Genomic DNA, 22,608 nt, shown 5'->3' with positions numbered 1-22,608 from the left:
GGTTCACGGGGCTTTCCGGGGCGGCCTCCGGGGCGGTTGGTAGCGTCGGTGCAATGGGGGAAGTCGTGGGAATCGGGGAATCCACGCAGGTGACCTTTCCGGCGGGGGACACGGCCGGGCGGTCGCGGGTGCTGGCGTCGGTGCCGCTGGACGGCGGGTACGGCGTCGTCGTCGCGCGCACGCCGTTCCATCCGCTCGATCACACCTGGCCGGACCAGCCCGGGGACATCGGCGTGTTGCGCGCCGACGGCGTCGAGATGCGGGTCGTGGACTGCCTCACCGGGGCCGTGCCGCCCGGCGGCGGGGAACTGCTGCTGGGCGAGGAGATCCCGGCGCGGCGCGGTGACGAGGGCTGGGCGTGGCTCGTCGTCCACGAGGTCGAGCGCATGGTCCCGGAGGGGAACGAGGCCGTGCTCGCCGTGGACGAGGAGCGGCGCGCGGGCCTGTCCGCCGGGCACACCGCGTGCCATCTGATGGCCCTGGCGCTGAACGCCGCGCTGGCCGAGCGGTGGCGCAAGGACGTCCGCGCCGACAGCCTGGGACGGCCCGATTTCGACCAGCTCGCCATCGTCTCGTCGCGGATCGTCCCCGGGGGCAGCCGGGACGTCTACCGGATCGGCAAGTCGCTCCGGAAGAAGGGGTTCGTCGCCGACGGGCTGGAGGAGGAGCTGCCGGAGGTCGCGAAGGCGGTGAACGAGACGCTGGCCGGATGGGTCGCCGCCGACGGGCCCGTGCAGGTCGTCTCGCCCTCCCCCGCGCTGACCGCGCGCCGGACGTGGCGTTGCGAGCTGCCCGAGGGCACAGGCGAGATCCCTTGCGGCGGCACGCACGTCCAGCGGACGGGAGCGCTCGGGCCCGTCGCCGTGCGCATCGAGCCGGAGGACGGCGGGTTCGTCGTCGAGACCTACGGGGCCCACAGTTCGATCGCGCCGTCGTAGCTGCCGATCGCCAGCGTCCGGCCGTCGGGGGCGTAGGACAGCGCGCTGATGACGTCGCGGCGGTCCGGCAGGGTCGTGCTGGTGCGGGTCTTGAGGTTCCAGAGCGAGACGGTGCGGCCTGACGCGGTCGCCAGGGTCCGGCCGTCAGGGCTGAACGCCGCCGCGTACACGCCCTGACGGTGCCGGAGCACGCCCAAGCGTTTCCGGGCTGCGCAGTCCCACAGCGTCACCATGCCGTCGTCGCCGCCTATAGCCAGGAACCGGCCGGACGCGTCGAATGCCATCGTCCGCGTAAGGGAAGTGACAGTGCCGAGTGGAGTCTCCTTGGCCTTGGGACGCCACATCCGCAGGTTGTCCGCGCTCGCGATGGCCAACCAGTCCCGTTTGCTGAAAGCCGTGACGAACTGGCTCTCCCCGTCGCGCGTGAATTTCCTGAGACGGGTCCGGTCAGCGAGATTCCACAGTTGCACGGCATCCGTGCCCGCCGTCGCCAGACGCGCCCCGTCCGGGCTGAACGCCACCGTTCCCACGGTTCCCTGGGAAGGGCTGAGCGTGGCCGTTCGGCGGCGTGTCGCGGTGTCCCACAGGAGCACTTTGGTGTCGTAGCCGCCTGTCGCCAGCGTTTTGGAGTCGGGAGCAAACGCGAGCGTGAAGACGGCGTTTCCGTGTCCGCGCAGTACAGGCAGTGGTTGGCGGTCTGCCATGGACCACAGGCGAACGTCCGGGTCCTCCCCGGCGGCGGCCAACATGCGACCGTCCGGGCTTATCGCGACGGCGTAGACGCGGTTTCCCATAGGAAGCGTGGCCAGCAGCCTGGGCCCGACGGGAGGCGGGGGTTTCGGGTGCGCCTGCTGGGTCGGTTTGCTCGTCCACAGCAGGCCCGCTATCAGCCCGATTCCCAGAACGCTGGCGGCCAGCAGGTGGAGCGGCTTACGGCGACGGTTCCCGAACAGCGGCGGTAGGGACGTCCCGCGCGGCATATGGCCCTCGGCCACTTCCCTAAGGAGCAGCGCGGTTTTGTTGGCCGGAAGCCTGTTTTTCGGATCGGCCTGGAGAAGCCCCATGATGACGGGTGTCAGTGGGCCAGCCGACCTCGGCGTGGGCGCTTTCTCGCTGAGGATCGCGTGGAAGACCGCGTTCGGGTTGTCTCCCCCGTAGGGGCGGTGCCCTTCCACCGCGTAGAACAGCGTCGCTCCCAGAGACCACAGGTCTGACGCGGGCCCCGCCGGTTCGCCCCTGGCCCGTTCCGGGGCCGTGTAGGCGGGCGCGCCCATCACGTAGCCAGAGTGCGTGAGCGAGATGTCGCCCTCGATGGTCGCGATCCCGAAGTCGGTCAGCACCACCCGCCCGCTGCCTATCAGCACGTTCGCGGGCTTCACGTCCCGGTGCACCACCCCGGCGGCGTGCGCGGCGCACAGGGCCTCCAGAACGGCGAGGCCCACCTCGGCCGCGCGCTGCGGCGACAGCGCGCCCTCCTTGCGCACCAGCGTGTTCAGCGCCAGGCCGTCGACCAGCTCCATGATGATCCACGGCATGCCGTCCTCCTCGACCACGTCGAACACCGTGATCGCGGAGGGATGGTCGATGCGCGCCGCCGAGCGGGCCTCGCGCAGGGTGCGCTGCCGCCGCTCGGCGCGCCGCTCGGCCGGCAGGTGGTCGGGCAGGTGGAGCTGCTTGGCCGCGACGGCGCGGTGCAGCCGCTCGTCCCAGGCGCGCCAGACGATGCCGAAGCCGCCCCGGCCCAGCTCTTCGGCCAGGCGGTACTGGCCGGCGAGGAGCCGCCCGCGCGGGTCGTCCGCCATGAGGGCACCATAATGGTCAAGAACAGTTAAAAACATAACTATTGGGGCGTGATCGTTCAGGCCCGGACGGCGTAGGCCACCACGTTGTCGGCGTAGTGCCCGCGCGCCCGGTCGAACGCTCCGCCGCAGGTGATCAGCCGCAGTTCCGCGTCGGGCGTGGGCCCGTAGACGTCGGCGCTCGGGAACAGCGCCTTCGGGTGCACGCGTACCTCGCGCGAGGCGAAGCGGACGACGCTTCCCTTCGCGTCCACGACCTGGATCTCACTGCCCGGACGTAGGTCCCGCAGTTTCGCGAAGACACCCGGCCCCGTCCGCGAGTCCACATGCCCGGCGATGACCGCCGGACCCTGCTCGCCCGGCCGCACCCCACCGGCGAACCACCCGGCGCGTGCGGGATCGCGCGGGGTGGACAGCACGCCGTGCGCGTCGGTTCTCAGCCGTTCGAGCCGGGACCGTACGCCCAGCGCCGGGATACGGATCTCGACCGGGTCGGCGTAGGCGCGCGCGGACGGTGTGGGCGACGGCTCGGCTACCTGGCCGGGGACGGCCTTCCAGTTCGCCGGTGGCGGCGCGGTTGCCTGCTCGCCGCCGCAGCCTGTCAGCGCGGCGGCGGCGAGCAGGGCGAGAACCAGGCGTTTCACGGCTGCGGACGCGCCTGACCGTCGGCCGAACGCGCCCGTCCGCTGAACCAGCGCGCACGCGACCGTCCATCGAACCCGCGCGCACGCGCGCGTCCGCTGAACCAGAGCGCCAGGCCCGCCATCGCCAGCGCCTGCCACCACGGCGTCTGAACGGCCAGCCCGCCCAGTCCGGTGTCCACGCCGCCCTTGGGCGTCTGCGCGCTCTGCCGCGCGTCGCGCTGGTCGAGCAGGCGCAGCCCCTTCTTGCCGTCCAGGACGACGACCGTATGCAGCGCTCCCGCCCTCAGCGGAAGCCGGAGACTGACCGCGTCCCCCTTACGGCCCTGCACCCGGATCGTCTTGGGAGCGGCGTCCAGGACGCGGTACGGCGTGGCGTTCGCCAGTTGCAGGCCGTCCGCCAACGACTGACCGCCCGCCGTGACGTTCAGGGCCGGTTGCTTGAGCGAAGCGGCGATGACCCGGACACCGGCACGTCCCGCGGGAAGGTCGGCCGTGTCCTTGAGGATGTCGAGCTTGATGCCCTTGTAGGGGCCCATCCCCGCCACCGTGTACGAGTCGCCGCTCTGCACGCGCACGTTGGTGGAAAGGACGGGCTTGGACGTGGCGGGCGCGTCCGCCGGACGCATCATCACCGTGTAGGAGCCCGTCCCCAGCCGCTGGTACGGGGACAGCGCCCCGTAGCCGACGTGCCGCAGGACCAGGCGCGGCGTCTTCTTGCCCGCCGAGTACAGGTACACGTCGACCTCGGGCGTGTCCGGTGACAGGTGCGCCAGCCGTACGTAGCCGTCGCCCGGCGCGGCGTGCGCCGGGGACATCGGGGATGCGGACAGGAGAAGCGTCGCCGTTCCGAGGAACAGGGTGGTGCGGAGGTTGCGCATGGCAACTCCTCCGAAGGTTGGGGAGGCTCTGACCGAGTGTCGCCATAGCAGCACAGCCCGGCAGCGTGAGCCACCCCATCATCCGAAAAACTCCGCTATCCCCCTGAAATCATCCGTTACCCTCATCCGCATGTCGCAGACACCGCAGGACCCCGCCGGCACGACGCACCAGTTCGAGGCGTTCCAGAAGCAGGGCCAGGCCCAGCCCGAGAAGACCGGCGGCATGAACACCGGCCTCATCGTCGGCCTGGTCGCCGTCGTGGTCGTCGTCGCGATCGCCGTGGTCGCGCTCATGATGGTCTGAGCGCGGGCCCGCTCAGCGGCCGGTGCTGGAGAAGTGCTGGTAGTCCTTGGTGCCGCTCCACTCGCCGCCCCAGCCCCAGCCGATCGAGGCGAACGCCTTCACCGTCTTGTCCCCCGCGTGGATGACGCCGGGGTCGCGGCGCTTGCGGTCCCGGAACTTCACGCAGTCCTTGTGGTCCACGTACCCGCTGCTGGTGACGTAGGGGTTCTCGCAGGGGTTGATGTCCACCGCGAGCCCGTAGGCGTGTTGTGACCAGTTGCTGCCGCCGGTCGCGTTGCGGCAGTTGAAGGCCGAGGTGTTGTCGGCCTCGATCGACTTCCAGTCGTCGCTCCCGTAGCGGTCCACCGGCTCCATCTTCCGGATCGGGTACCGCTGGTCGTAGAGCTTGCGGAACACCTTGACCAGGTCGTCGGCCGCCTTGGCGTTCACCACCAACTGCCCGCCCGCGTGCGGCCGGCCGTCCATGCCCCAGTAGGTCATCTCGATCATCCGCAGCCCGGACGGCCCGACGGGGCAACCCTTGCGCCAGGAGCTCTTCAGGTCGGCGGCGGTCACCTTCTTGACCTCGGCCGCGAAGCGTTGCGGGGCCTGGGTCGTCGGCGCGCCCGAGGACGGCGCGCCCGGCGAGGGGGCCGCCGACGGGGACTGCGCGGTCGGCGGGCGGGCCGACGTCGCGCCGTCGTCCGGCCCCGACGAGCCCTGTCCGCATCCGGTCGTCCCGGCGGTCACGGTGGCGAACGCGGCGAGGAACACCGCGCCGTTCCGCAGTCGTCTGCCTGGCATTCCAGCAGGATGGCACGGGCGCGCGTCTTCGCGTCGGACCCTCGATTCGCTACGGTGCGTCTGGGAGCGCGCCCGCGCCGCCCTGCCGTCCGACCTCCGAGGAGCCGAGATGGCCGATCCTCAGGAGAGGAATCCGCCGAGTCTGGAAGACGAGATCTTCGCCATGGCGTCCACCGTGGAGGAGGTCCCGGCCGCCGCGCCGCGCCCGCCGCTGCGCTGGGACCGGGCGCCGGCCGTGCCGCGCCGCGACCTGGGCGCCGGGGGCGCCGGGTTCGGCGTGTTCCTGTTCGTGGACGCGATCATGATGTGGGCGCCGCTGATGAACAGCCACCGGCCGAGCCTGCTGCCGCAGATGGTGACGCTGCTGGTGCTGGCGTTCGGGCTGGGCGGGCTGCTGATCTGGAAGGTCGGCGGGGCCTGGCGGCCGTTCGCCCTCGGGATGATGGCCTCGTGGGTGTTCCTGACCCTGGTCTCCCTGGGTTTCCTGACCGGCCTGACGAGCCTGTAGCGGGGGACGGGATGCGGCGGTTCGTCATGGACCGGCCCATGACGGGCCGGTACGAGGCGGATCAGCCCGCGCTGTCCAGGCGCTTCATGACGGCGGCGAACGCGCGTCCGATCGCCTCCAGGTCGCCGGGGTCGATCGCGTCCACGAAGTACTCGCGGACGGTCTCGACGTGGTCGCGGGCGGCCTTGTCCAGGGCGGCGAACCCGTCGTCGGTCAGGTGCGCGTACACGCCGCGCTTGTCGCTCGGGCAGCCGCCGCGGAACACCAGGCCCTTCGACTCCAGCCGCGAGCAGGTGTGCGACAGGCGGCTGCGGGACTGGCTGGCGTTGGCGGCGAGCTCGGCCATGCGCAGGCGGCGCTCGGGGGCCTCCGACAGGCGCACCAGGATCTCGTACTCCGACACCGACAGGCCGTGCTTGGCCTTCAGGTCGCGGTCCAGGAGGTCGGTGAGCCGGACGCTGCCGTCCACGAAGGCCCGCCAATCACGCTGCTGGGCGGCGTCGAGCCAGCGTGGTTCGGTCATGCCCCGAGTATAGCCGGTCCGTTGAACTTTCAACTAGTCATCGGCTAGGGTCGGCGGCACCGGTGGTGGGCAGGGGGTTCGTCTCCGGGAATAGTTTATTTTTCAATCATGTTGGAGCGGGTGTTCACCTCTCCACCCGAACCAGGAGGCACCCGATGCCCGCCGTCATGGCCGACCCGTTGACCCTCCCGCGGCTGCCGCGGCTGCCGGAGGGCACCACCGACTGGCGGCGCGTGGCCAAGGTCGTCACCGCCGAGCGGCACGTGGAGGGCGAGGGCTTCCAGGTCCGCCGCCCCTTCCCGACCGCGAGCCTGGCCCAGGCCGACCCGTTCCTGCTGCTGGACCACATGGGCGCGGTCGAGTACGCGCCGGGCGAGGCGATGGGGACGCCCTGGCACCCGCACCGCGGCTTCGAGACCGTCACCTACATCATCGACGGCGCGTTCCAGCACCGGGACACCACCGGCGGCGGCGGGCTGATCGCCGACGGCGGCACGCAGTGGATGACGGCCGCCTCCGGCATCCAGCACATCGAGCAGCCGCCGCCCGAACTGGTCGCCAAGGGCGGGCTGTTCCACGGCGTGCAGCTGTGGGTCAACCTGCCGCGCGCCCAGAAGTGGGTCAACCCGCGCTACCAGGACATCGGCGCGCGGGACGTCAAGCTGGTCAGCGCCGACGACGGCTCCTCGATCGTCCGGATCATCGCCGGGTCGGTCGGCGGGCACGACGGCCCCGGCGTCACCTACACCCCGATCAACTACCTGCACGCCACGATCGCGCCCGGCGCGCGGCTCACCCTGCCGTGGCCGCGCGAGTTCAACGCGATGGCCTACGTCCTGTCCGGGCGCGGCACCGCGGGCGTCGAGGAGATCGGCCTGGACGAGGGGCAGTTCGCGATGTTCGGCGGCTCGCACCACAAGGGCGACGGCGACGGCCTGGTGCTGCGCGCGGCCGACAACCAGCCGCTGGCCAGCCGGAACGGCTGGGAGGTGCTGATCCTGGGCGGCACGCCGCTGCGCGAGCCGATCGCGCGGTACGGACCGTTCGTCATGAACACCCGCCAGGAGATCGTCGAGGCGTTCGAGGACTTCCAGGCGGGCCGGATGGGAACGATCCCGGCTGAGAAGGTGCCGCACCTGTCCAGCGCGGACGCCGAACTCGACTGATCGCGGGGCCCGGGGGCCGGGCCCGACGGGGGACGGGCCCGCCCGTAAGAGGGTGTGCCCGTCCTGGGGGCCGCGTAGGGGAGCGGCCCCCCGGAACCGCGCGACCCCGGGCCGAGCCGTGCACGCCGGCGGCCACGTCCGGGGCGCTCACCGACGACACCTAGCACCATCCCGTCCGCAACGACGCGGGCGGCACTGCTCGAACAGGGGGACACCATGGCTTTCGACCGTCCGATCAAGGTCGCCGTCATCTACTACTCGTCGACCGGGACGGTGTTCCAGCTCGCCAAGGCCGCCGTCACCGCCGCCGAGAAGGCCGGCGCCGAGGTGCGGCTGCGCAAGGTCCGCGAGCTGGCGCCCGAGGAGGCCATCGCCTCCAACCAGGGCTGGGCCGCCCACCACGCCGCCACCCAGAACGTCACCGAGGCCACCCTGGACGACCTGGAGTGGGCCGACGTCATCCTGTTCGGCTCGCCCACCCGCTTCGGGCTGCCGGCCGCGCAGCTCAAGCAGTTCATCGACACCGCCGGCGGGTTGTGGGCGCAGGGCCGGCTGGTCGACAAGATCGCCGGCTCGTTCACCTCGACCGCCACCGCGCACGGCGGCCAGGAGTCCACGATCCTGGCGATCAACAACACCTTCTACCACTGGGGGGCGATCGTCGTGCCGCCCGGCTACGCCGACCCCGTCCAGTTCCAGATGGGCAACCCCTACGGCACCAGCCACACCTCCAACAACGGCGAGACCATGCCCGGCGAGGTCGAGCTGGACGCGGTGTCGTTCCAGGTCACCCGCATGGTCGAGGTTGCGCGGGCGTTCCGGGCGGGCCAGCAGGCCCTCGGCGCCTCCGCCTGAGGTTGTTCACCCGACGGCCATGGACCGCTGCCCTCACGGGTGGCGTTCCATGGCCGTTTCATTGCCCGGGAACGGGGTGACGGGCGTTACCCCGTGCGCTAGTGTGTTCGAATAGTCGAACAGAGGTTCGACTGCCTATTCGAGCACGCTCGCCTGGGGAGGCGGCATGGTGGCCACGGTGGAACGCGCGGCGCTGGGGGCGGCGCGCTGCGGGCGCAGGGTCGCGCCCGCGACACGCCACAGTGCTTTCTACGGAAATCTACGGCCGCAGCTATACCGGCTCATAGAGTCCGAGACCGTGGACCCCGTGCGCAATCCCTATGCCCCGGGCGCCGGGCAGCGCCCCCCTGAGCTCGCCGGCCGCGACCGCGAGCTGAAGCAGTTCGAGATCGTGCTCGAACGCGTGGCGCGCGGCCGCCCCGAGCGCAGCATGATCATCACCGGGCTGCGCGGCGTCGGCAAGACCGTGCTGCTCAACTCCTTCCGCTCGATGGCCATCCAGCGGTTGTGGGGCACCGGCAAGATCGAGGCCCGGCCCGACCAGTCGATCCGCCGCCCGATCGCCTCGGCGCTGCACATGGCCGTGCGCGAGCTGGCGCCCCGGCACCGCGCGCCCGACCGCATCGAGGGCTTCCTCGGCGTGCTGAAGGCGTTCGCCCAGGCGGGCCCCGAGGAGGACGCTAAGGGCCGGGCCCGGGTGCACCGCTGGCAGCCCGGCATCGACGTGCCCGCCGCGCGGGGCCGCGCCGACTCCGGCGACCTGGAGATCGACCTGACCGAGCTGCTGTCGGACGCCGCCTCGGTCGCCACCGACGTGGGCGTGGGCATCGCGCTGTTCGTCGACGAGATGCAGGACATCCCGGCCGACGACGTCTCGGCGCTGTGCGCGGCCTGCCACGAGCTGTCCCAGAGCGGCGGCCCGCTGATCGTGGTCGGCGCGGGCCTGCCGCACCTGCCCGCGGTGTTGTCGGCGAGCAAGTCCTACTCCGAGCGCCTGTTCCGCTACGCCCGCATCGACCGCCTGGACCGCGAGTCCGCCGACGTGGCGCTGCTGGCCCCCGCCGAGCGCGAGGAGGTGACCTTCACCCCCGAGGCGCTGGACGCCCTCTACAGCGCGGCCGACGGCTACCCCTACTTCGTGCAGGCGTACGCCAAGGTCGTCTGGGACGTGGCCCCCGACAGCCCGATCACCGTCGACGACATCAAGGTGGCCGCGCCCGAGGCCGAGAGCGAGCTGGCGGTGGGCTTCTTCGGCAGCCGCTACGAGCGCGCCACCCCGGCCGAGCGCGACTACATGCGGGCGATGGCGGCCCTGGGCGACGACCCGGTCCCCACCAGCGCGGTCGCCGATGAGCTGGGCCGCAAACCCTCCAGCCTGTCGCCCGCCCGCGACGGCCTGATCAAGAAAGGACTGATCTACAGCGCGGAACGCGGCCTGGTGGCCTTCACCGTCCCGCACTTCGGCCGCTTCCTGCGGGCGCAGCCCGTGTGAGCACCTGATTCCGGGCGACGGAGCCCACCCGCGGCCACCCAGGCCGCGCGGTCCCGCCGCTCCTGCTCGACCCGGCCTCGGCGAACGTCGAGAAGCCGGTCCCGGATCGGCTCTGGAGCCGCTCCAGACCTGCTCGAACGAGGGCCGCTACCGGTCGCTAACCGTTTCTAGTGTCAACTGAAGAGAGACATATAAAGCTCAATGGCTGGCATCAGTGCAGGCCAGATCAGGGCGGTCGCCGCGCTAAGCAAATCTACGGCTTTCTAGTAGTGAGCTTAGAAAGCCATAGATTCTCTGATCGGCCACGCGCTCTGGCGTTGTATCAAGCTGTCTTGCCTGCACGCTAGACGGACGTAGGTTTCGCCATGGAACCTGTCCGGCAGGCCGGGACATCTGCCGGAGCAGGACCTCTCTACAGCCCTCTAACAAGGGCGATAGCGAGCTCTAGAGAGCCGCAGAGGCCAACGACGTCCGCGTCTCCGGATCGTCACCGGCGCGGGGGACGTCATGGTCGGCCCCCGTTCCAGCCCCCGCCCCGAGCTCCACTCCGGCGTCCACCACGGCGGCCCGGACCTCGCGGTCGCGCTCGGCCGTGGAGACCGCGAAGACGATCTCCAGCGCCTGCTCGCCCCGTCGCCCCGGGAAGACCAGGAACCGCCAGCAGCCTTCCCGCCACACGTCCACCGGGACCGCGCTGGTGACCGCGTTCTCGTGCCGCGCCCAGGCCCGGCTGTCGCGCAGCGTCGCGTACGTCTCGGCCAGCGGGCTGCGCCGCCGTGCGCAGGACGTCCGCGGCCGCGCGTGCCGCCCGAACAGCGTCGCCAGTTCCGGCGACAGCGCCGCGAACAGCGCCAGTTCCACCGCCAGCACCAGCGCCAGCCCGACCCGCGCCTGGTCGAAGCGCAGCACGTCCAGGCCCGCGTACGGCGCCCACAACGACGCCACCGCGGCCGCGGTGAGCAACATCGCCCGCGCCACCGTGCGCCGCCCCACCGGCTTGGTGCTCAGCCCGCCGAAGCAGCCGCATCCGGCGTCCGGCCGGTGGGCGCGCAGCTCGCTGACCGCCCAGGTCGCCACCGCGAACCCCACCGCCGTCGCGATCCGCACCGACACGTGCGAGGTCACCAGCAGCGCCAGCCCGAGCACGCCCTCCATGACGCCCAGCCCCACACCGGCCGACCGGGAGTTCCGCAACACCGTCGCCTGCCGCGCCCCGGCCGGCAGCGGGACGCCGTGCACGTGGTCGGCCTCGGCGGGCGCGCGCACCGCGAGCTTGGCCAGGCAGGCGGCCAGCAGCACGGCCGCCAGCAGCAGCACCTGGGCGTTCTGGACGACGGTCACCATCGCGCGTCTCCCATCGCAGGCTGGACGGTGGCGTTGAAACAGCCGTTCTCCAGGTCGCCGCCGAGTCCGACGAACACCGCCGCCGACAGCTCGGCGACGCGGCCCCGGGGCGACACGCCGCACTCCACGCAGCGGTCGCAGTAGCGGGCCGCCACGCAGCCGCACTCGACCACGGGGACGGTGGCGGCGCGGCCGGTGCACTCGTTGCGCACCGCGACGTCGCTGCCCAGCGACAGCAGCGGCAGGCGCACGCACCCGGCCGGGGCGTCCGCGCATCCCCCGGCCTGGCCCTCGGGATCGACCGCCGGATAGGCCATCCCGTACTCCCCGCCGCCGAACCAGGTGGCGGTGCCGCGCGACGGCCCGCCGGCGGGCCCGGCAGGCCCGCCGACGTGGCCGGGGAGCGCGGCGTCGGCCATCTGGTCGGCGCGGTGGCCGGGCTGGGAGGTCCCCGGGCGGACGGCGCGCGGCCCGTCGGGCGAGCGCACGCAGATCACGTCGAACAGGTAGCCCGGCTCCATCCGGGGGTGCCGGACCAGCACCGCGCCGAGGGCGTGCGGCGGGATCACCACATGGGCCCTCCCGCGGTGCGGTCCCATGTCCACCTCCACGGTGTCCCGCCCGCACGCCAGGATCGTGCCGGTCACCCGCCCGGCGTCCACCCAGACGCGTTCGGCGGCCAGGCCGTCGCCGCCCACCCGCACGACCACCTCGCGCCCCGGCCGCAGCGCGGCGAGGCCCCCGCGCCCGCCGTGCCAGACCGTGGTGGCGCCGGTCATCGGCAGCCGCGCCTCGCCGGCGGGCGTCCGCACGACCAGCAGGTGCGGGCTGGCGTCCAGGACGAGTCCGGTCAGGACGCGCAGTGAGGGCGTTCCGGCGACCGGGGGCGCGGGCTGCCGCGGTTCGCTCCCGAGGACGGCCTCCCGGAGGCGGCGGCGCTCGGCGCGGCGGCGGTGCAACGGCATGGCGGCACTCCTGCGGTCAGGGTCACGGTTGTTAGGACAGTGAGTCAAGAGTCATGCGCACCCCTCCCGCTGTCGATGGATTTGTCGGGATAAGTCAGAAGAGGGTGGAGGATCGTTCCACCCGGGAGGAGCAACCTCCCCTGGTTGACCCGAATATGTCTTTTGAGTTGACCCAGAATTACGGTCCCCGTGGGATCGTCGGAAGGGCCGGGTGCGCACGCCCGCGTTCCGGCACGTTCGGCTCCGCGGGGGCCCGCAACCCCTGGTTCGGTGGTCCTCTTGAACGACACGCGGCACGAGGAGTTCCGCGCGTACGTCACCGACCGCCAGCGCGTGCTGATGCGCGCCGCCCTCCAGCTCACCGGCGACCGTGCCGAGGCCGAGGACCTCCTCCAGGCCGCGCTGGCCAAGACCTACCTGGCCTGGGACCGCATCAACGACCGTGCCGCCGTGGACGGCTACGTGCGCCGCGCCATGGTCAACACGCAGATCTCCTGGTGGCGCCGCCGCAAGCTGGACGTCTACCCCACCGACGAGCTGCCCGACAGCCCGGTGGAGGACCACACCGACCGCAGCGGGATGCACGACGCCCTGGGCCGCGCCCTGCGCCGGCTGCCCGAACGCCAGCGCCTGGCGGTGATGTTGCGCTACTACGAGGACATGCCGGAGAGCGAGATCGCCGAAGTGCTCGGCATCAGCGTGGGCACGGTGAAGAGCACGGTCTCCCGAGCCGTGGCGAGACTCCGCGACGACGCGGGCCTGGGCGCGGACTTCCCCTCGGTACCCCCACAACCCTCCTGACGCCCGTCCCGCCCCCGGCCTCGCCCTCTTCCGCGTCCCGCCGCGCTCTGTCTCATCCCGCTCTGTCTCATCCCGCCCTGTCTCATCCCGCCCTGTCCCGTCCCGCCCTGTCCCGTCCCGCCGCGTCCCGGGTCGGCCGGACCGGCTCACGCGCAGAAGGCGCAGCGTGGACGGCCGGGCATATCGGTGGTCGGCGGATGCTGACAAACCGTACGTTCACCGGCAAGAATCCGGTTCTGGATACGCCGACCCGGAGGTGCGCCGTGTTGAGCACGATGCAGGACTTCCCGCTGACCATCACCTCGATCCTGCGCCACGGGACCGGGGTCTTCGGGACCGCCGAGGTGTCCACCTGGACCGGGGACGGCGCCCGCCGCCGCAGCTACGCCGAGGTCGGTGAGCGCGCCGCCCGGCTCGCCGGGGCGCTGCGCGCGCTCGGCGTGGACGCCGACCAGCGCGTCGCCACCTTCATGTGGAACAATGCCGAGCACCTGGAGGCCTACCTCGCGATCCCCGCCATGGGCGCGGTCCTCCACACCCTCAACCTGCGCCTGTCGGCCGACCAGCTCGTCTACATCGCCGACCACGCCGAGGACCACGTGCTCCTGGTGGACGGCTCGCTGGTCCCGCTGCTCGCGCCGATCCTGCCGAACATGAAGACCGTCCGGCACGTCGTGGTCGTCGGGGCGGGCGACGCCGCGCCGCTCGCCGGCTCGGGCAAGGAGCTGCACTCCTACGAGGACCTGCTGGCCGCCGCGCCCGCCGCGTTCGACTGGCCCGAGATCGACGAGCGCCAGGCCGCCGCCATGTGCTACACCAGCGGCACCACCGGCGACCCCAAGGGCGTCGTCTACTCGCACCGGTCGGCGTACCTGCACTCGATGGCCGCCTGCACCGGCAACATGTTCGGGCTGCACACCGGGGACCGCGTCCTGCCGGTCGTCCCCATGTTCCACGCCAACGCCTGGGGCCTGCCGTACGCGGCGGTCATGGCGGGTGCGTCGCTGGTGATGCCCGACCGTTTCCTCCAGGCCGAGCCGCTGGCGCGGATCATCGAGACCGAGCGGCCGACCATCGCGGGCGCGGTGCCCACCATCTGGTCCGACCTGCTCCGGCACGTCCGCGAGCACGGCACCGACCTGTCGTCGTTGCGGCTGGTCCCGTGCGGCGGCTCGGCGGTCCCCGAGTCGCTGATGCGCGCCTTCGACGAGCTGGGCGTGCTCATCGTCCAGGCGTGGGGGATGACCGAGACCTCCCCGGTCGCCACCGTCGCGCACGCCCCCGCCGGGACGGCCGGCGAGGACGCCTGGCGCTACGTGGTCACCCAGGGCCGCGTCGTGGCCGGGCTGGAGATCCGCATCGTCGGCGACGGCGACACGGTGCTGCCGAGCGACGGGGTCGCGGTCGGCGAGGTGGAGATCCGCGGCCCGTGGATCACCGGCGCCTACCACCGCGGCGCCGACCCGGACCGTTTCCACGACGGCTGGCTGCGCACCGGCGATGTCGGCCGATTGTCCCCCGACGGCTACCTGGTGCTGACCGACCGGGCCAAGGACGTCATCAAGTCCGGCGGCGAGTGGATCTCCTCGGTCGAGCTGGAGAACCACCTGATGGCCCACCCCGACGTGCTGGAGGCCGCCGTGGTCGGCGTGCCCGACGACCGCTGGCAGGAGCGCCCGCTCGCCTCGGTGGTGCTCGCGCCGGGCGCGCGCGTGACGGCCGCGCAGCTCAAGGCGTTCCTGGCCGACCGCGTCCCGCACTGGCAGCTCCCCGAGCGCTGGGCGTTCGTGGAGAGCGTGCCCAAGACCAGCGTCGGCAAGTTCTCGAAGATCACCCTGCGCCGCCGCTACCACGACGGCGAGCTGACCGTGGAACGCGTGGACTGAGAGGAGTCGCCGTGCCCGACTACGTCTCGGTGGGCACCACCGGGCCCCAGCCGCTGCCGCCGGGGGAGTGGACCACGGTCGTCTGGGACCGCGAGTACGCCGACGCCGCCGGCCAGCACGTCGACGAGGGCGGGCCCAGCATCCTCAATGGGCCCGCCCGGTACGCCCTGACGGTGGGGCTCGCGCTGCGCGGCCTGCCCGCCGGGACGCGCGGCCAGATCCGCTCGGTGGAGGTCGACGCCGCCGACACCGCGAACTTCGCCTCGGGCCCCGTGCAGGAGTTCACCGCCGCGTCCGGCGAGAGCGCGCTGCTGTACTCGGTGCCCGCCGACACCATCGGCGCGGGCTGGCGGTTGCGGGTGCAGGTCGTCCAGCACGGCACGACCGCCGGCACGGTCGCGGGCACCGCCAAACTCCTGTTCTGGCGCTGACAGGGGATCGTCACCTTCGGGTCACCCTTCCCGCCCTTTTCGGGTGACCCAGTGGTGAGGACGGTGCGCATGGGTGTATGCAGGGTGGGCCGAATTGTCCGGACGACCCGACCGATCCACTCTTGCCGGTGCCGGGAGCACGTATGCCCAGGTGGACCCCCATCGACTCCGCGACTGACCGCCGGTTGGTCCAGGGGTTGAACGACGGTGACGACCGTGCTCTGGGCCACCTGTACGACGCCTACGCTGAGTCCCTCTACGACTACGCACTGTCGGTCACGGCCGACTCGCGCGCGGCCGCCGACATCGTCCACGACACCTTCATCGACGCCGCCCGCCGCGCCCCCCGCATGCGCGACCACCTGCACCTGCGCGCCTGGTTGTACGGCGCGGCGCGACGGCGTGCACTGCGCCGGGGCCGCGCCGACGTCGCCTACTGGGATCCCGACGGCGAGTTCTCGCCCCTCCCGGCCCTCGACCGGACCGAAACCCCGCCGCCGCCGGAACTCCGCACGCTGCTGCACGGCGCGATGGCCCGCCTCGCCCCGGTCGATCAGGAGGTGCTGCTGCTGGTGACGCGGCACGGCCTGCGCCCGGCCGAGCTGGGCGTCGTGCTGGGCGTGTCGCCCCGCCGCGCCGCCGCCCTGGCGGCCCAGACCCACGCCCTGCTGGGTGACGCCCTCGCCGAGGAGCTGGCCCGCGTCGCCGCCAGCTGCGCGGCCGACCACACCGCACCTAAAACAGAGCCCACCCCCGAAGCGGCCCCCGACCTGGTGACGGCCAAGCCCACCGGCCTCTCCCGCCGCGCCGTGGCCGTACTGACCGCCCGCCGCTCAACAAACCGTGCCCCCGACGCAGGCCCGCACCCCTTCGCCCCACCCGGCCCGGCCTCCCACACCCCAAGCGCCGGATCCCACTCCTCCACCACCGGCCCCCAGGCCCCCACTCAGGACTCCGCCGGTCCTGCCGATCGTGGCGCGGCCACCGGGGGCGGTGGGCTCGGGAATGCGCGGCTGGAGCGGCATCGGGACGGCTGTGACGCGTGCCGTAGGCGCGGGCGCGTCCAGGCCGCCGCGCTGCTCGTGCTGCCGCCCGCGCCCGTCCTGCCCGCCGCGTTGCGGCACCGGGTCATGCACACCGCGGCCGACCCCGAGCTGGCCGACCACCGCGCCGACATCGTCGCGCGCGGCGGGAAGCTGACGCCCGAGGGCATGCCGGTGCAGCCGGACGTGCCCTCGCCCTACACCCGGCGCTGGTTGTTCGCGGGCGGGGGCATGGCCGGGGCGCTGGCCGCCGCGCTGCTCGCCGTCATGGTCATGGGTCCGCCGCCGGGCACGCCGACGCTGCTGTGGCCGCCCGGCGCCAAGCCGCGCCCTACGATCAGCAACCCGCCGTCCCCCGACGCGCTGGTCCCCTCCGGCGGCGACCCGCGCGCGCCGGGGCAGTCCGGCCGTCACGGCGCGGCGCCGCCGCTGGACCCGCAGCTCAACACCACCCCGTCCCCGCCGAAGCCCGGCCAGACGACCCCGCCCGCGCCGACCCGGCCCGGCATCTCGCCGCCGCCGGGCTACTCGCTGCCCGAGCAGTCGCCCTCGCCCTCGCCGCGGCCGGGCATGCTCCAGGTCGCGCCCGCCAAGGTGACGCTGGTCTGGAACAAGCCCGGCCGGCTCACCCTCACCGCCGCCAGCGGACCGGTGGACTGGAAGGTCACCTCCTCCACCGACCAGCTCCAGGTGTCGCAGACCGCCGGGGGCCTGGCCGAGAACTCCTCCGGCGCGGTGACGGTGCAGCTCCGCACCACGCTGCTGAACCCGGCGGGCAGCGGCACGCTGACGTTCACCGACGAGACCGGCGCCGAGCACCAGGTCACGGTGGAGTGGGGCGCGTCCCTGCTGTGATCAGTGCCGGGTGGCCAGGTGGTCGCGGATGGTCTCCAGCTGCGCGCCCAGCGCCGCCTGCACCCGGACCTCCATCGCGCGGGCGATGAACGGGTCCACCACCATCTTCACCAGCGGCCGCATCCGCGTCACCACCGCCGCGATCTCGCCGACGTCGTCGCCGGTGAGGTCGGGGTCGGCCTCCAGCCGCAGGAAGACGTGCTCGTGCACCAGGTTGACGAACCGGCCGGCGATCACGTCGCAGTCGTCGCGGATCTCCTGGGCGATGTCCAGCACCGCGTCCAGCGGGATGCCCGCGGCCACCAGCTCGGCGCCCACGTGCAGCAGCCGGGGGCTCGGCACCCGGTAGTGCTCGCCCTCCGGCTCGATCAGGCCGAGCGCCACGGTGCGCTCCAGGACCCGCGCGACCTCCTCCTCGGGCAGCCCGGTGCCGAAGGTGGCGATCAGCTCCTCGACGGTGACGGTGCCGGGCAGCTCGTCCGACCACGGGTCGGTCAGCACCTTCTCCAGGCCCAGCACGTCGCTGACGTCCTTGCCCGTCTCCCAGGCCGACAGCAGGTCCTTGATGATGACCGAGGAGTAGCCGCGCGCCAGCAGCTTGCCGATCAGGCGCAGCCGGGCCAGGTGGGAGTCGTCGTAGATGCCGACCCGGCCCTCCAGGCGCGGCGGCGGCAGCAGGCCCCGGTCCTGGTAGGCGCGGATGTTGCGTACGGTGCTGCCGGCCGCGTGGGCCAGCTCGTCGATTCGGTACTCGGCCATGCCCCGCCCGCCGGACTCGTCTTCCTTGACCGGTTGGATCTTACTCGGCACGATTGCGACATCGTCCGATGTCACATATGAGGTGCCCATGGCGAACCCCCGGTTGTCCCAGGATATCGAGGAGGCCCTGCTCGGCGCCCCGCTCCGCTACACCCGGGCCGAGGTGGAGAAACGGGCCGGGATGTCCGAGGAGTACGCGCTGCGCATCTGGCAGGCGCTCGGCTTCCCCACCCAGCCCGACGACGAGCCCGCCTTCACCGACGGCGACGTCGCGGCGCTGCTGGAGATCAAGGAGCTGCTGGCGCACGACGTCGTGGACGAGGAGATGGTGCTCCAGCTGTCCCGCGCGGTCGGCCAGACGATGGGACGGCTGGCGAGCTGGCTGGGCGATGTGTGGTTGCAGCGGCTCAGCAAGCAGTTCCCGGCCGACCAGCCGGTGACGCCCGACGTGGTGCTGGCGGCGCTGGCGGCCACCCAGGAGTTGCAGCCCGCCTTCGAGCGCCTGATGATCCACGGCTGGCGGCGCCAGCTCGCCGCGGCGGGCCTGCGCGCGGCCGCGGGCACGGCCGCCGCCACCGCCGACCCGGCGGCGGGCGTCGCGCACCTGACGGTGGGGTTCGCGGACGTGGTGTCGTTCACGCGGATGAGCCGCCGGATGGACGGCGACGAGCTGGCCGCGTTCGTGGAGCGGTTCGAGGGCACCGCCACCGAGGCCGTCGCCGAGCAGGGCGGCCGGGTGGTGAAGACGCTGGGCGACGAGGTGCTGTTCGTGGCGTCCGAACCGGCCGCGGCGGCCGAGATCGGGCTGCGGATCGCCGAGCGCTGCGAGGACGACCCCGACTTCCCGCGGGTGCGGGTCGGCCTGGCGTGCGGGGAGGTGATCCTGCGGCACGGCGACGTGTTCGGCACGCCGGTCAACCTCGCCTCCCGGCTCACCGCGACGGCGCGGCCCGGCACCGTCCTGATCGACGGGGGGCTGGCGGCCGAGCTGGCGGAACAGGACGCCTACGAGGTCTCCGGCCTGCGCTCGCGACCGCTCCAGGGCCTGGGCCGGGTCCGCCCCCGGGTCCTGCGCCGCGCGACCTGAGCCGCCCGCCGCGCGATCACTCGCCGCGCGCGGTCAACCGTCGCGCCGCCGCCCGCCGCGCAGCATGCCTCCCGCCTTGCGGCGTGCGGCGCTTCCTGAACGTCAGCTCGGCCCTGCCCACGCAGGCATGGCGCAGCGTCCCTGAACCCAACGGCTCAGCCGACCGAAGCCCGGCTGACCGGCAGAGGCGGACGCCCGCGAAGCAGCAGGTAGAGCGGAACCGCCACGCCCATCGACACCGTATGCCCCACCGCCGCGACATCGAGATCCCGCAACCCGATGAACATGTACGGCAGCACCCCGGCCAACCCGAGCGCCGCCGGAACGCGCCACCGCCAGGGCGCGCACCCGACCGCGACCACCAGCGCGGGCACGACGACGAACGAGGGCCCGGTGTCGAGCTGGTGGCGCGCCGTCTCGGGGAGCTGCCCGACGGAGGTGCGCCAGGCGACGATCCCCTGGCTGACGGCGGTGCCCAGGACATGGGTCAGCCCGAACAGCACGGCGGCGCGCCCGCTGCCGAGCCGCGCGTCCACCGGCAGCAGCCCGGCCCCGGCGAGCCCGAGCCACAACAGCGGGTACTCCGTCGGGATGAGCGCCGAGGCGACCAGCGAACCGACGGGGTGGTCGGCCAGGTTGGCGAGGTTGGTGCTGGCCCAGGCGGCGACGGCGGCGCGGTCGTCCTCGTCGAGCAGGACGTACGCGGCCTCGGCGGCGCCCAGCGCCCCGATGTAGCCCCAGGCGGCGGCGCGGCTCCGGACGTGGCGTCCGGCCTGGCGCGCGATGCGGCGGGCGGCCTGACGGGCGGCCTGGCGCGATCGGATGTTCTGCACGGCTCCCCCCCTCTCGCGGCGAGCGTACTGAAACCGGACGCTCTGGGGCATGCACCCCTCCCACCAGGCCCGCACGCTCAGCGGAACTGAGTACCAGAGCGGATGCCAACGAGCCGCCCGCCGACGAGGCTGAGGCCATGCGACCTCCCTGCCCTTCCTGCGCGACGCCCCTGACCGTGGCGTTCAGGTACGCCTGCCCTCGGTGCGGAGTGGTCCTCGTCGGCCCTGTGGCCCAAGAGCTGCGCTGGGTGGACGCCGAGATCCTGCGGCTCACCCGGCGGCGCGGATGGTTGCTCGCCCGACTGCACGCCGAGCCGACCCGGGAAGTGCCGGTCTACGAGCCCCTGCCGGTGCGCGCCGCCCGAGACGTGTCACGGTTCGGGGTGCGCAACGCGCTGCTCGCGCTGGGCGGGGCGCTGCTCGGAATCGCGGCGCTGGCGTTCACCGCGATCAGCTGGGGCTCGCTCGGCATGGGCGCACGGGCGCTGATCCTGGTGTCGCTCACGGCGATGCTGCTCGGCGGAGCGTGGCCGCTGGTGCGGCGCGGACTGCCCGCCACCGCCGAGACGCTCGCCATCGTCGGCCTGATGCTGGGCGCCCTCCAGTTCTACGCCGCCCACGCGGGCGACCTGTTTGGCCTCAAAACCCTCGACGGAGCCTGGTACGCAGCAGCAGCCTCAACAATCCTCGCCGCAGCCTGGACGGCCTACGCGCACCTCGCCCCACTACGACTCCCCAAGCCGATGGCCGTCGCGCTCTGGCACGCGCCGCCGCTACTCCTGGTGATCGCCCTGGACGTGCCGCCGATGCTGCTGGCCTTGGTCGCACTAGCAGCATCGGTGGCAGACCTGGGCGTGCGAGAGATCTCCACCGGAGCAGTGCGCGGAGTCGCCACCTTCACCGGCCTGGGAAGCGGCGCGGTCGGCCTGATCGCCGCGTTGAGCCTGCTGGTGACCGGCCCATGGGCTCCGCCGTCCCTCCTCCTGGCAGGCGGGGCCGCACTGCTGTGGGGATGGCGACTGGACCGCATCCTCGGAATCGTCTGCGGCCTGACCTGGTCCATCGCGCTCGCAGCCACGCTGCCGCTGCCCAACGGCTGGACAGCAGCCGGACTAGCCGGAGCAGCGCTGACGATCCTGGCCGGAACACGCCTGCTCCCTCAACACCTGCGAGGCACAACCGCAACCGGAGCAGGAGCAGCCTTCGCCGCCGCCATCATCTGGGTGCTGCCCGGCACGGCCAGCAAGCTCCTTGCCCCTCTCACCTACGGAACAGCCGACCTGCCAGAAGCCCTACCCGCCGCCCCCATCGTGTTGGGACTAGCAGCAGGCGCACTGCTTCTGACGCGACGGGTTCTCGCCCCGCCGGTCGTCGCGCTGGCCGTAGTGATCGAGCTGCCGCACCCGAGCGCCGGAGTGCTGCTGGCCATCGCCCTGGCGACCTGGGCGGCGGCCGACCGTACGGTCCTCCGTTCCGCCGCCGCCACCGCCGTCACCGTCGCCTGCTGGACGGCACTGGCGGTCCCGTCCGGCCAGACCCCCTTCGTGTTCGGAGCGATGACCGCCGCCGGTGCCGTCTACTGCGCCATCGTCCGGGAACTCCGCAGCCCGGCGGCCACCTTCACGATCCTCTCGCTGGCCGGTTTCGCCGCGACGCTGGGAACGGCGTCGGCCCCCATCCATCTGGCGGCGTTCGGCGTCCTTGCCGCAGCGGCCCTCGGCGCCGGTATCGCGACGTGGGCGCGCAGCGTCCCAGCGGAGATCGCCACCGGAGCCGTGGCCGTCGCAGGACTGGTCATGACCGTCGGCCACCCGACAACGCTGAGCCTAGGACTGGCCTTCACGGGCGGCATCGCCCTCGCCACCGCCCTCCGGAGCGACCGACGCCAAGCAGGATGGGCAGGCGCGGCGCTCCTGACAGCCGCCTGGTGGGTGCTGCTAGCGGCAGCCGACGTGCGAGCACCCGAGATCTACACCGCGCCGATCTCCCTGATGCTCCTGACCGTGGGACTGATCCGGCGCTCCCAACGCCCCTCGCCGTCCTCCTGGACCGCCTACGCCCCCGCCCTGGCGGTGACGCTGCTACCGAGCATGGCGGCGTCCTGGACCGGAGACGGCCCCCGCCCGCTCCTGCTGGCCGGAGGCGCACTCCTCATCACCCTCGTAGGCGCGCGGCTGCGCCTCCAAGCCCCGCTGCTGCTGGGCGGCGGCGTCCTGCTCCTGGTCGCCGGGCACGCGCTGGCCCCGCTGGTCGTGGAGTTCCTGACCGGCCTGCCCGGCTGGGTCCCCGTCGCCGCCGTCGGGCTGCTCGTCCTCGGGCTCGGGGCCACCTACGAGCAGCGGCTCCGCGACCTGCGCAGGCTCCGGACCGCCGTCACCACGCTGGACTGACCGCACGGCGGAGCGGCGAGAGTACACGCGGCCGGTGTGGACGCCGGCCGCGTGCCCCCTCTTTCCCCCCGTCGTCCGGCCGCGGCTCGACGACGCGGTCGCGCCCTTCACCCCCCAGTCAAGGACGTTCCGCGTCGGAGCCGAGCGGCGGACGACGTTGAAATTAGTGCCCGCCGCCACTTCCGGCAGGCGCTTGTGCCTCCGGCTCGATGAACGGGCGCCCTGTTGCGATGAACGGCGTTCGGTCCCATGCCGCACCGGCATGGCACGCCGGACTTGCCCCTTTCGCCCCTCTGGGAGTGCGCAACGAAAATCCGCACCACC

21 protein-coding genes are annotated in these 22,608 nt (G+C 72.7%); 12 read left to right on the top strand and 9 right to left on the bottom strand.

Going from position 1 to position 22,608, the window contains the following annotated elements; translation table 11 throughout:
• Nucleotides 1–65: 65 nt before the first annotated feature.
• A complete protein-coding gene (locus tag AH6_RS27485; RefSeq protein WP_245679494.1) occupies nt 66–938 on the top strand; it encodes an alanyl-tRNA editing protein in 873 nt (290 codons plus the stop codon).
• On the opposite strand, the gene AH6_RS27480 is transcribed toward AH6_RS27485, so the two are convergent.
• The 3 genes from AH6_RS27480 to AH6_RS27470 are packed head-to-tail and all read right to left on the bottom strand — an operon-like array spanning nt 905 to nt 4,259.
• On the bottom strand, nt 905–2,740 hold the full coding sequence (locus AH6_RS27480; protein ID WP_067485557.1) for a WD40 repeat domain-containing serine/threonine protein kinase: 1,836 nt from the start codon (nt 2,738–2,740) through the stop codon (nt 905–907). The genes AH6_RS27485 and AH6_RS27480 overlap by 34 nt on opposite strands.
• Before the next feature lie 56 nt (nt 2,741–2,796).
• Complete coding sequence (locus tag AH6_RS27475; protein WP_067485555.1) at nt 2,797–3,381, bottom strand: class F sortase; 585 nt, start codon at nt 3,379–3,381, stop codon at nt 2,797–2,799.
• A complete protein-coding gene (locus AH6_RS27470; protein ID WP_067485553.1) occupies nt 3,378–4,259 on the bottom strand; it encodes a DUF4397 domain-containing protein in 882 nt (293 codons plus the stop codon). The genes AH6_RS27475 and AH6_RS27470 overlap by 4 nt, the downstream gene beginning before the upstream one ends.
• A gap of 130 nt (nt 4,260–4,389) precedes the next feature.
• Here AH6_RS27470 and AH6_RS44800 point away from each other — a divergent pair, with 130 nt between their 5' ends.
• The gene (locus AH6_RS44800) at nt 4,390–4,563 is read left to right on the top strand and encodes a hypothetical protein (RefSeq protein WP_169807922.1); all 174 of its coding nucleotides are present in this window, start codon (nt 4,390–4,392) and stop codon (nt 4,561–4,563) included.
• Between the two features lie 12 nt (nt 4,564–4,575).
• On the opposite strand, the gene AH6_RS27465 is transcribed toward AH6_RS44800, so the two are convergent.
• Nucleotides 4,576–5,346: a M15 family metallopeptidase gene (locus AH6_RS27465; protein WP_067485551.1), complete on the bottom strand. Its 771-nt coding sequence runs from the start codon at nt 5,344–5,346 to the stop codon at nt 4,576–4,578.
• Between the two features lie 109 nt (nt 5,347–5,455).
• Between AH6_RS27465 and AH6_RS27460 the strand changes: the two genes are divergently transcribed.
• Nucleotides 5,456–5,854, top strand: a complete 399-nt coding sequence (locus AH6_RS27460; protein ID WP_067485549.1) for a hypothetical protein — start codon at nt 5,456–5,458, stop codon at nt 5,852–5,854.
• A 61-nt stretch (nt 5,855–5,915) separates the two neighbouring features.
• Here AH6_RS27460 and AH6_RS27455 read toward each other — a convergent pair whose 3' ends face one another.
• Nucleotides 5,916–6,377, bottom strand: a complete 462-nt coding sequence (locus AH6_RS27455; protein ID WP_067485543.1) for a MarR family winged helix-turn-helix transcriptional regulator — start codon at nt 6,375–6,377, stop codon at nt 5,916–5,918.
• Nucleotides 6,378–6,532: 155 nt separating this feature from the next.
• On the opposite strand from AH6_RS27455, the gene AH6_RS27450 reads away from it, so the two are divergent.
• From AH6_RS27450 to AH6_RS27440, 3 genes are all read left to right on the top strand, one after another.
• Nucleotides 6,533–7,543: a pirin family protein gene (locus AH6_RS27450; protein ID WP_067485541.1), complete on the top strand. Its 1,011-nt coding sequence runs from the start codon at nt 6,533–6,535 to the stop codon at nt 7,541–7,543.
• Between the two features lie 216 nt (nt 7,544–7,759).
• Nucleotides 7,760–8,398 carry an NAD(P)H:quinone oxidoreductase gene (gene wrbA, locus AH6_RS27445; RefSeq protein WP_067485539.1) on the top strand — a complete coding sequence of 213 codons (639 nt, stop codon included), beginning with the start codon at nt 7,760–7,762 and terminating at the stop codon, nt 8,396–8,398.
• A 307-nt stretch (nt 8,399–8,705) separates the two neighbouring features.
• A complete protein-coding gene (locus AH6_RS27440) occupies nt 8,706–9,890 on the top strand; it encodes an ATP-binding protein (RefSeq protein ID WP_245679493.1) in 1,185 nt (394 codons plus the stop codon).
• Nucleotides 9,891–10,334: 444 nt separating this feature from the next.
• Here AH6_RS27440 and AH6_RS27435 read toward each other — a convergent pair whose 3' ends face one another.
• Nucleotides 10,335–11,234: a MauE/DoxX family redox-associated membrane protein gene (locus tag AH6_RS27435; RefSeq protein ID WP_067485535.1), complete on the bottom strand. Its 900-nt coding sequence runs from the start codon at nt 11,232–11,234 to the stop codon at nt 10,335–10,337.
• The gene (locus tag AH6_RS27430; RefSeq protein ID WP_067485533.1) at nt 11,228–12,199 is read right to left on the bottom strand and encodes a hypothetical protein; all 972 of its coding nucleotides are present in this window, start codon (nt 12,197–12,199) and stop codon (nt 11,228–11,230) included. Before AH6_RS27430 ends, AH6_RS27435 begins: the two co-directional genes overlap by 7 nt.
• Nucleotides 12,200–12,478: 279 nt before the next feature.
• On the opposite strand from AH6_RS27430, the gene AH6_RS27425 reads away from it, so the two are divergent.
• The 4 genes from AH6_RS27425 to AH6_RS27410 all read left to right on the top strand — a co-directional run bounded on the left by AH6_RS27425 (nt 12,479) and on the right by AH6_RS27410 (nt 17,215).
• On the top strand, nt 12,479–13,000 hold the full coding sequence (locus tag AH6_RS27425) for a SigE family RNA polymerase sigma factor (RefSeq protein ID WP_067485631.1): 522 nt from the start codon (nt 12,479–12,481) through the stop codon (nt 12,998–13,000).
• Between the two features lie 275 nt (nt 13,001–13,275).
• A complete protein-coding gene (locus AH6_RS27420; protein ID WP_067485530.1) occupies nt 13,276–14,886 on the top strand; it encodes a long-chain fatty acid--CoA ligase in 1,611 nt (536 codons plus the stop codon).
• 11 nt (nt 14,887–14,897) lie between these two features.
• Nucleotides 14,898–15,317 carry a hypothetical protein gene (locus AH6_RS27415; RefSeq protein WP_067485524.1) on the top strand — a complete coding sequence of 140 codons (420 nt, stop codon included), beginning with the start codon at nt 14,898–14,900 and terminating at the stop codon, nt 15,315–15,317.
• A gap of 197 nt (nt 15,318–15,514) precedes the next feature.
• Complete coding sequence (locus AH6_RS27410) at nt 15,515–17,215, top strand: RNA polymerase sigma factor (RefSeq protein ID WP_169807921.1); 1,701 nt, start codon at nt 15,515–15,517, stop codon at nt 17,213–17,215.
• Here the strand turns inward: AH6_RS27410 and AH6_RS27405 are convergent, their stop codons facing one another.
• Nucleotides 17,216–18,025, bottom strand: coding sequence for a MerR family transcriptional regulator (locus tag AH6_RS27405; RefSeq protein WP_245679492.1), 810 nt, complete (start codon nt 18,023–18,025; stop codon nt 17,216–17,218).
• Between the two features lie 37 nt (nt 18,026–18,062).
• Between AH6_RS27405 and AH6_RS27400 the strand changes: the two genes are divergently transcribed.
• Nucleotides 18,063–19,061 (top strand): adenylate/guanylate cyclase domain-containing protein, encoded by a 999-nt coding sequence (locus AH6_RS27400; protein WP_067485517.1) that lies wholly within the window; start codon nt 18,063–18,065, stop codon nt 19,059–19,061.
• Nucleotides 19,062–19,216: 155 nt separating this feature from the next.
• Here the strand turns inward: AH6_RS27400 and AH6_RS27395 are convergent, their stop codons facing one another.
• Nucleotides 19,217–19,894, bottom strand: a complete 678-nt coding sequence (locus tag AH6_RS27395) for a rhomboid-like protein (RefSeq protein WP_067485515.1) — start codon at nt 19,892–19,894, stop codon at nt 19,217–19,219.
• A gap of 227 nt (nt 19,895–20,121) precedes the next feature.
• Here AH6_RS27395 and AH6_RS27390 point away from each other — a divergent pair, with 227 nt between their 5' ends.
• Nucleotides 20,122–22,284, top strand: a complete 2,163-nt coding sequence (locus AH6_RS27390; RefSeq protein WP_067485512.1) for an SCO7613 C-terminal domain-containing membrane protein — start codon at nt 20,122–20,124, stop codon at nt 22,282–22,284.
• Nucleotides 22,285–22,608 lie beyond the last annotated feature (324 nt).

The organism is Actinomadura hibisca NBRC 15177 (assembly GCF_001552635.1).
In the GTDB taxonomy this organism is placed as follows: domain Bacteria; phylum Actinomycetota; class Actinomycetes; order Streptosporangiales; family Streptosporangiaceae; genus Spirillospora; species Spirillospora hibisca.
Note: the sequence above shows the minus strand (reverse complement) of the source record. Positions and strands in the feature narration are given on the sequence as shown.

Coding starts and splice junctions, on each gene's coding strand:
- wrbA (WP_067485539.1), top strand. CDS start 7,760: ATGGCTTTCGACCGTCCGATCAAGGTCGCCGTCATCTACTACTCGTCG.
- AH6_RS27470 (WP_067485553.1), bottom strand. CDS start 4,259: ATGCGCAACCTCCGCACCACCCTGTTCCTCGGAACGGCGACGCTTCTC.
- AH6_RS27400 (WP_067485517.1), top strand. CDS start 18,063: ATGGCGAACCCCCGGTTGTCCCAGGATATCGAGGAGGCCCTGCTCGGC.
- AH6_RS27420 (WP_067485530.1), top strand. CDS start 13,276: ATGCAGGACTTCCCGCTGACCATCACCTCGATCCTGCGCCACGGGACC.
- AH6_RS27435 (WP_067485535.1), bottom strand. CDS start 11,234: ATGGTGACCGTCGTCCAGAACGCCCAGGTGCTGCTGCTGGCGGCCGTG.
- AH6_RS27450 (WP_067485541.1), top strand. CDS start 6,533: ATGCCCGCCGTCATGGCCGACCCGTTGACCCTCCCGCGGCTGCCGCGG.
- AH6_RS27465 (WP_067485551.1), bottom strand. CDS start 5,346: ATGCCAGGCAGACGACTGCGGAACGGCGCGGTGTTCCTCGCCGCGTTC.
- AH6_RS44800 (WP_169807922.1), top strand. CDS start 4,390: ATGTCGCAGACACCGCAGGACCCCGCCGGCACGACGCACCAGTTCGAG.
- AH6_RS27455 (WP_067485543.1), bottom strand. CDS start 6,377: ATGACCGAACCACGCTGGCTCGACGCCGCCCAGCAGCGTGATTGGCGG.
- AH6_RS27430 (WP_067485533.1), bottom strand. CDS start 12,199: ATGCCGTTGCACCGCCGCCGCGCCGAGCGCCGCCGCCTCCGGGAGGCC.
- AH6_RS27480 (WP_067485557.1), bottom strand. CDS start 2,740: ATGGCGGACGACCCGCGCGGGCGGCTCCTCGCCGGCCAGTACCGCCTG.
- AH6_RS27460 (WP_067485549.1), top strand. CDS start 5,456: ATGGCCGATCCTCAGGAGAGGAATCCGCCGAGTCTGGAAGACGAGATC.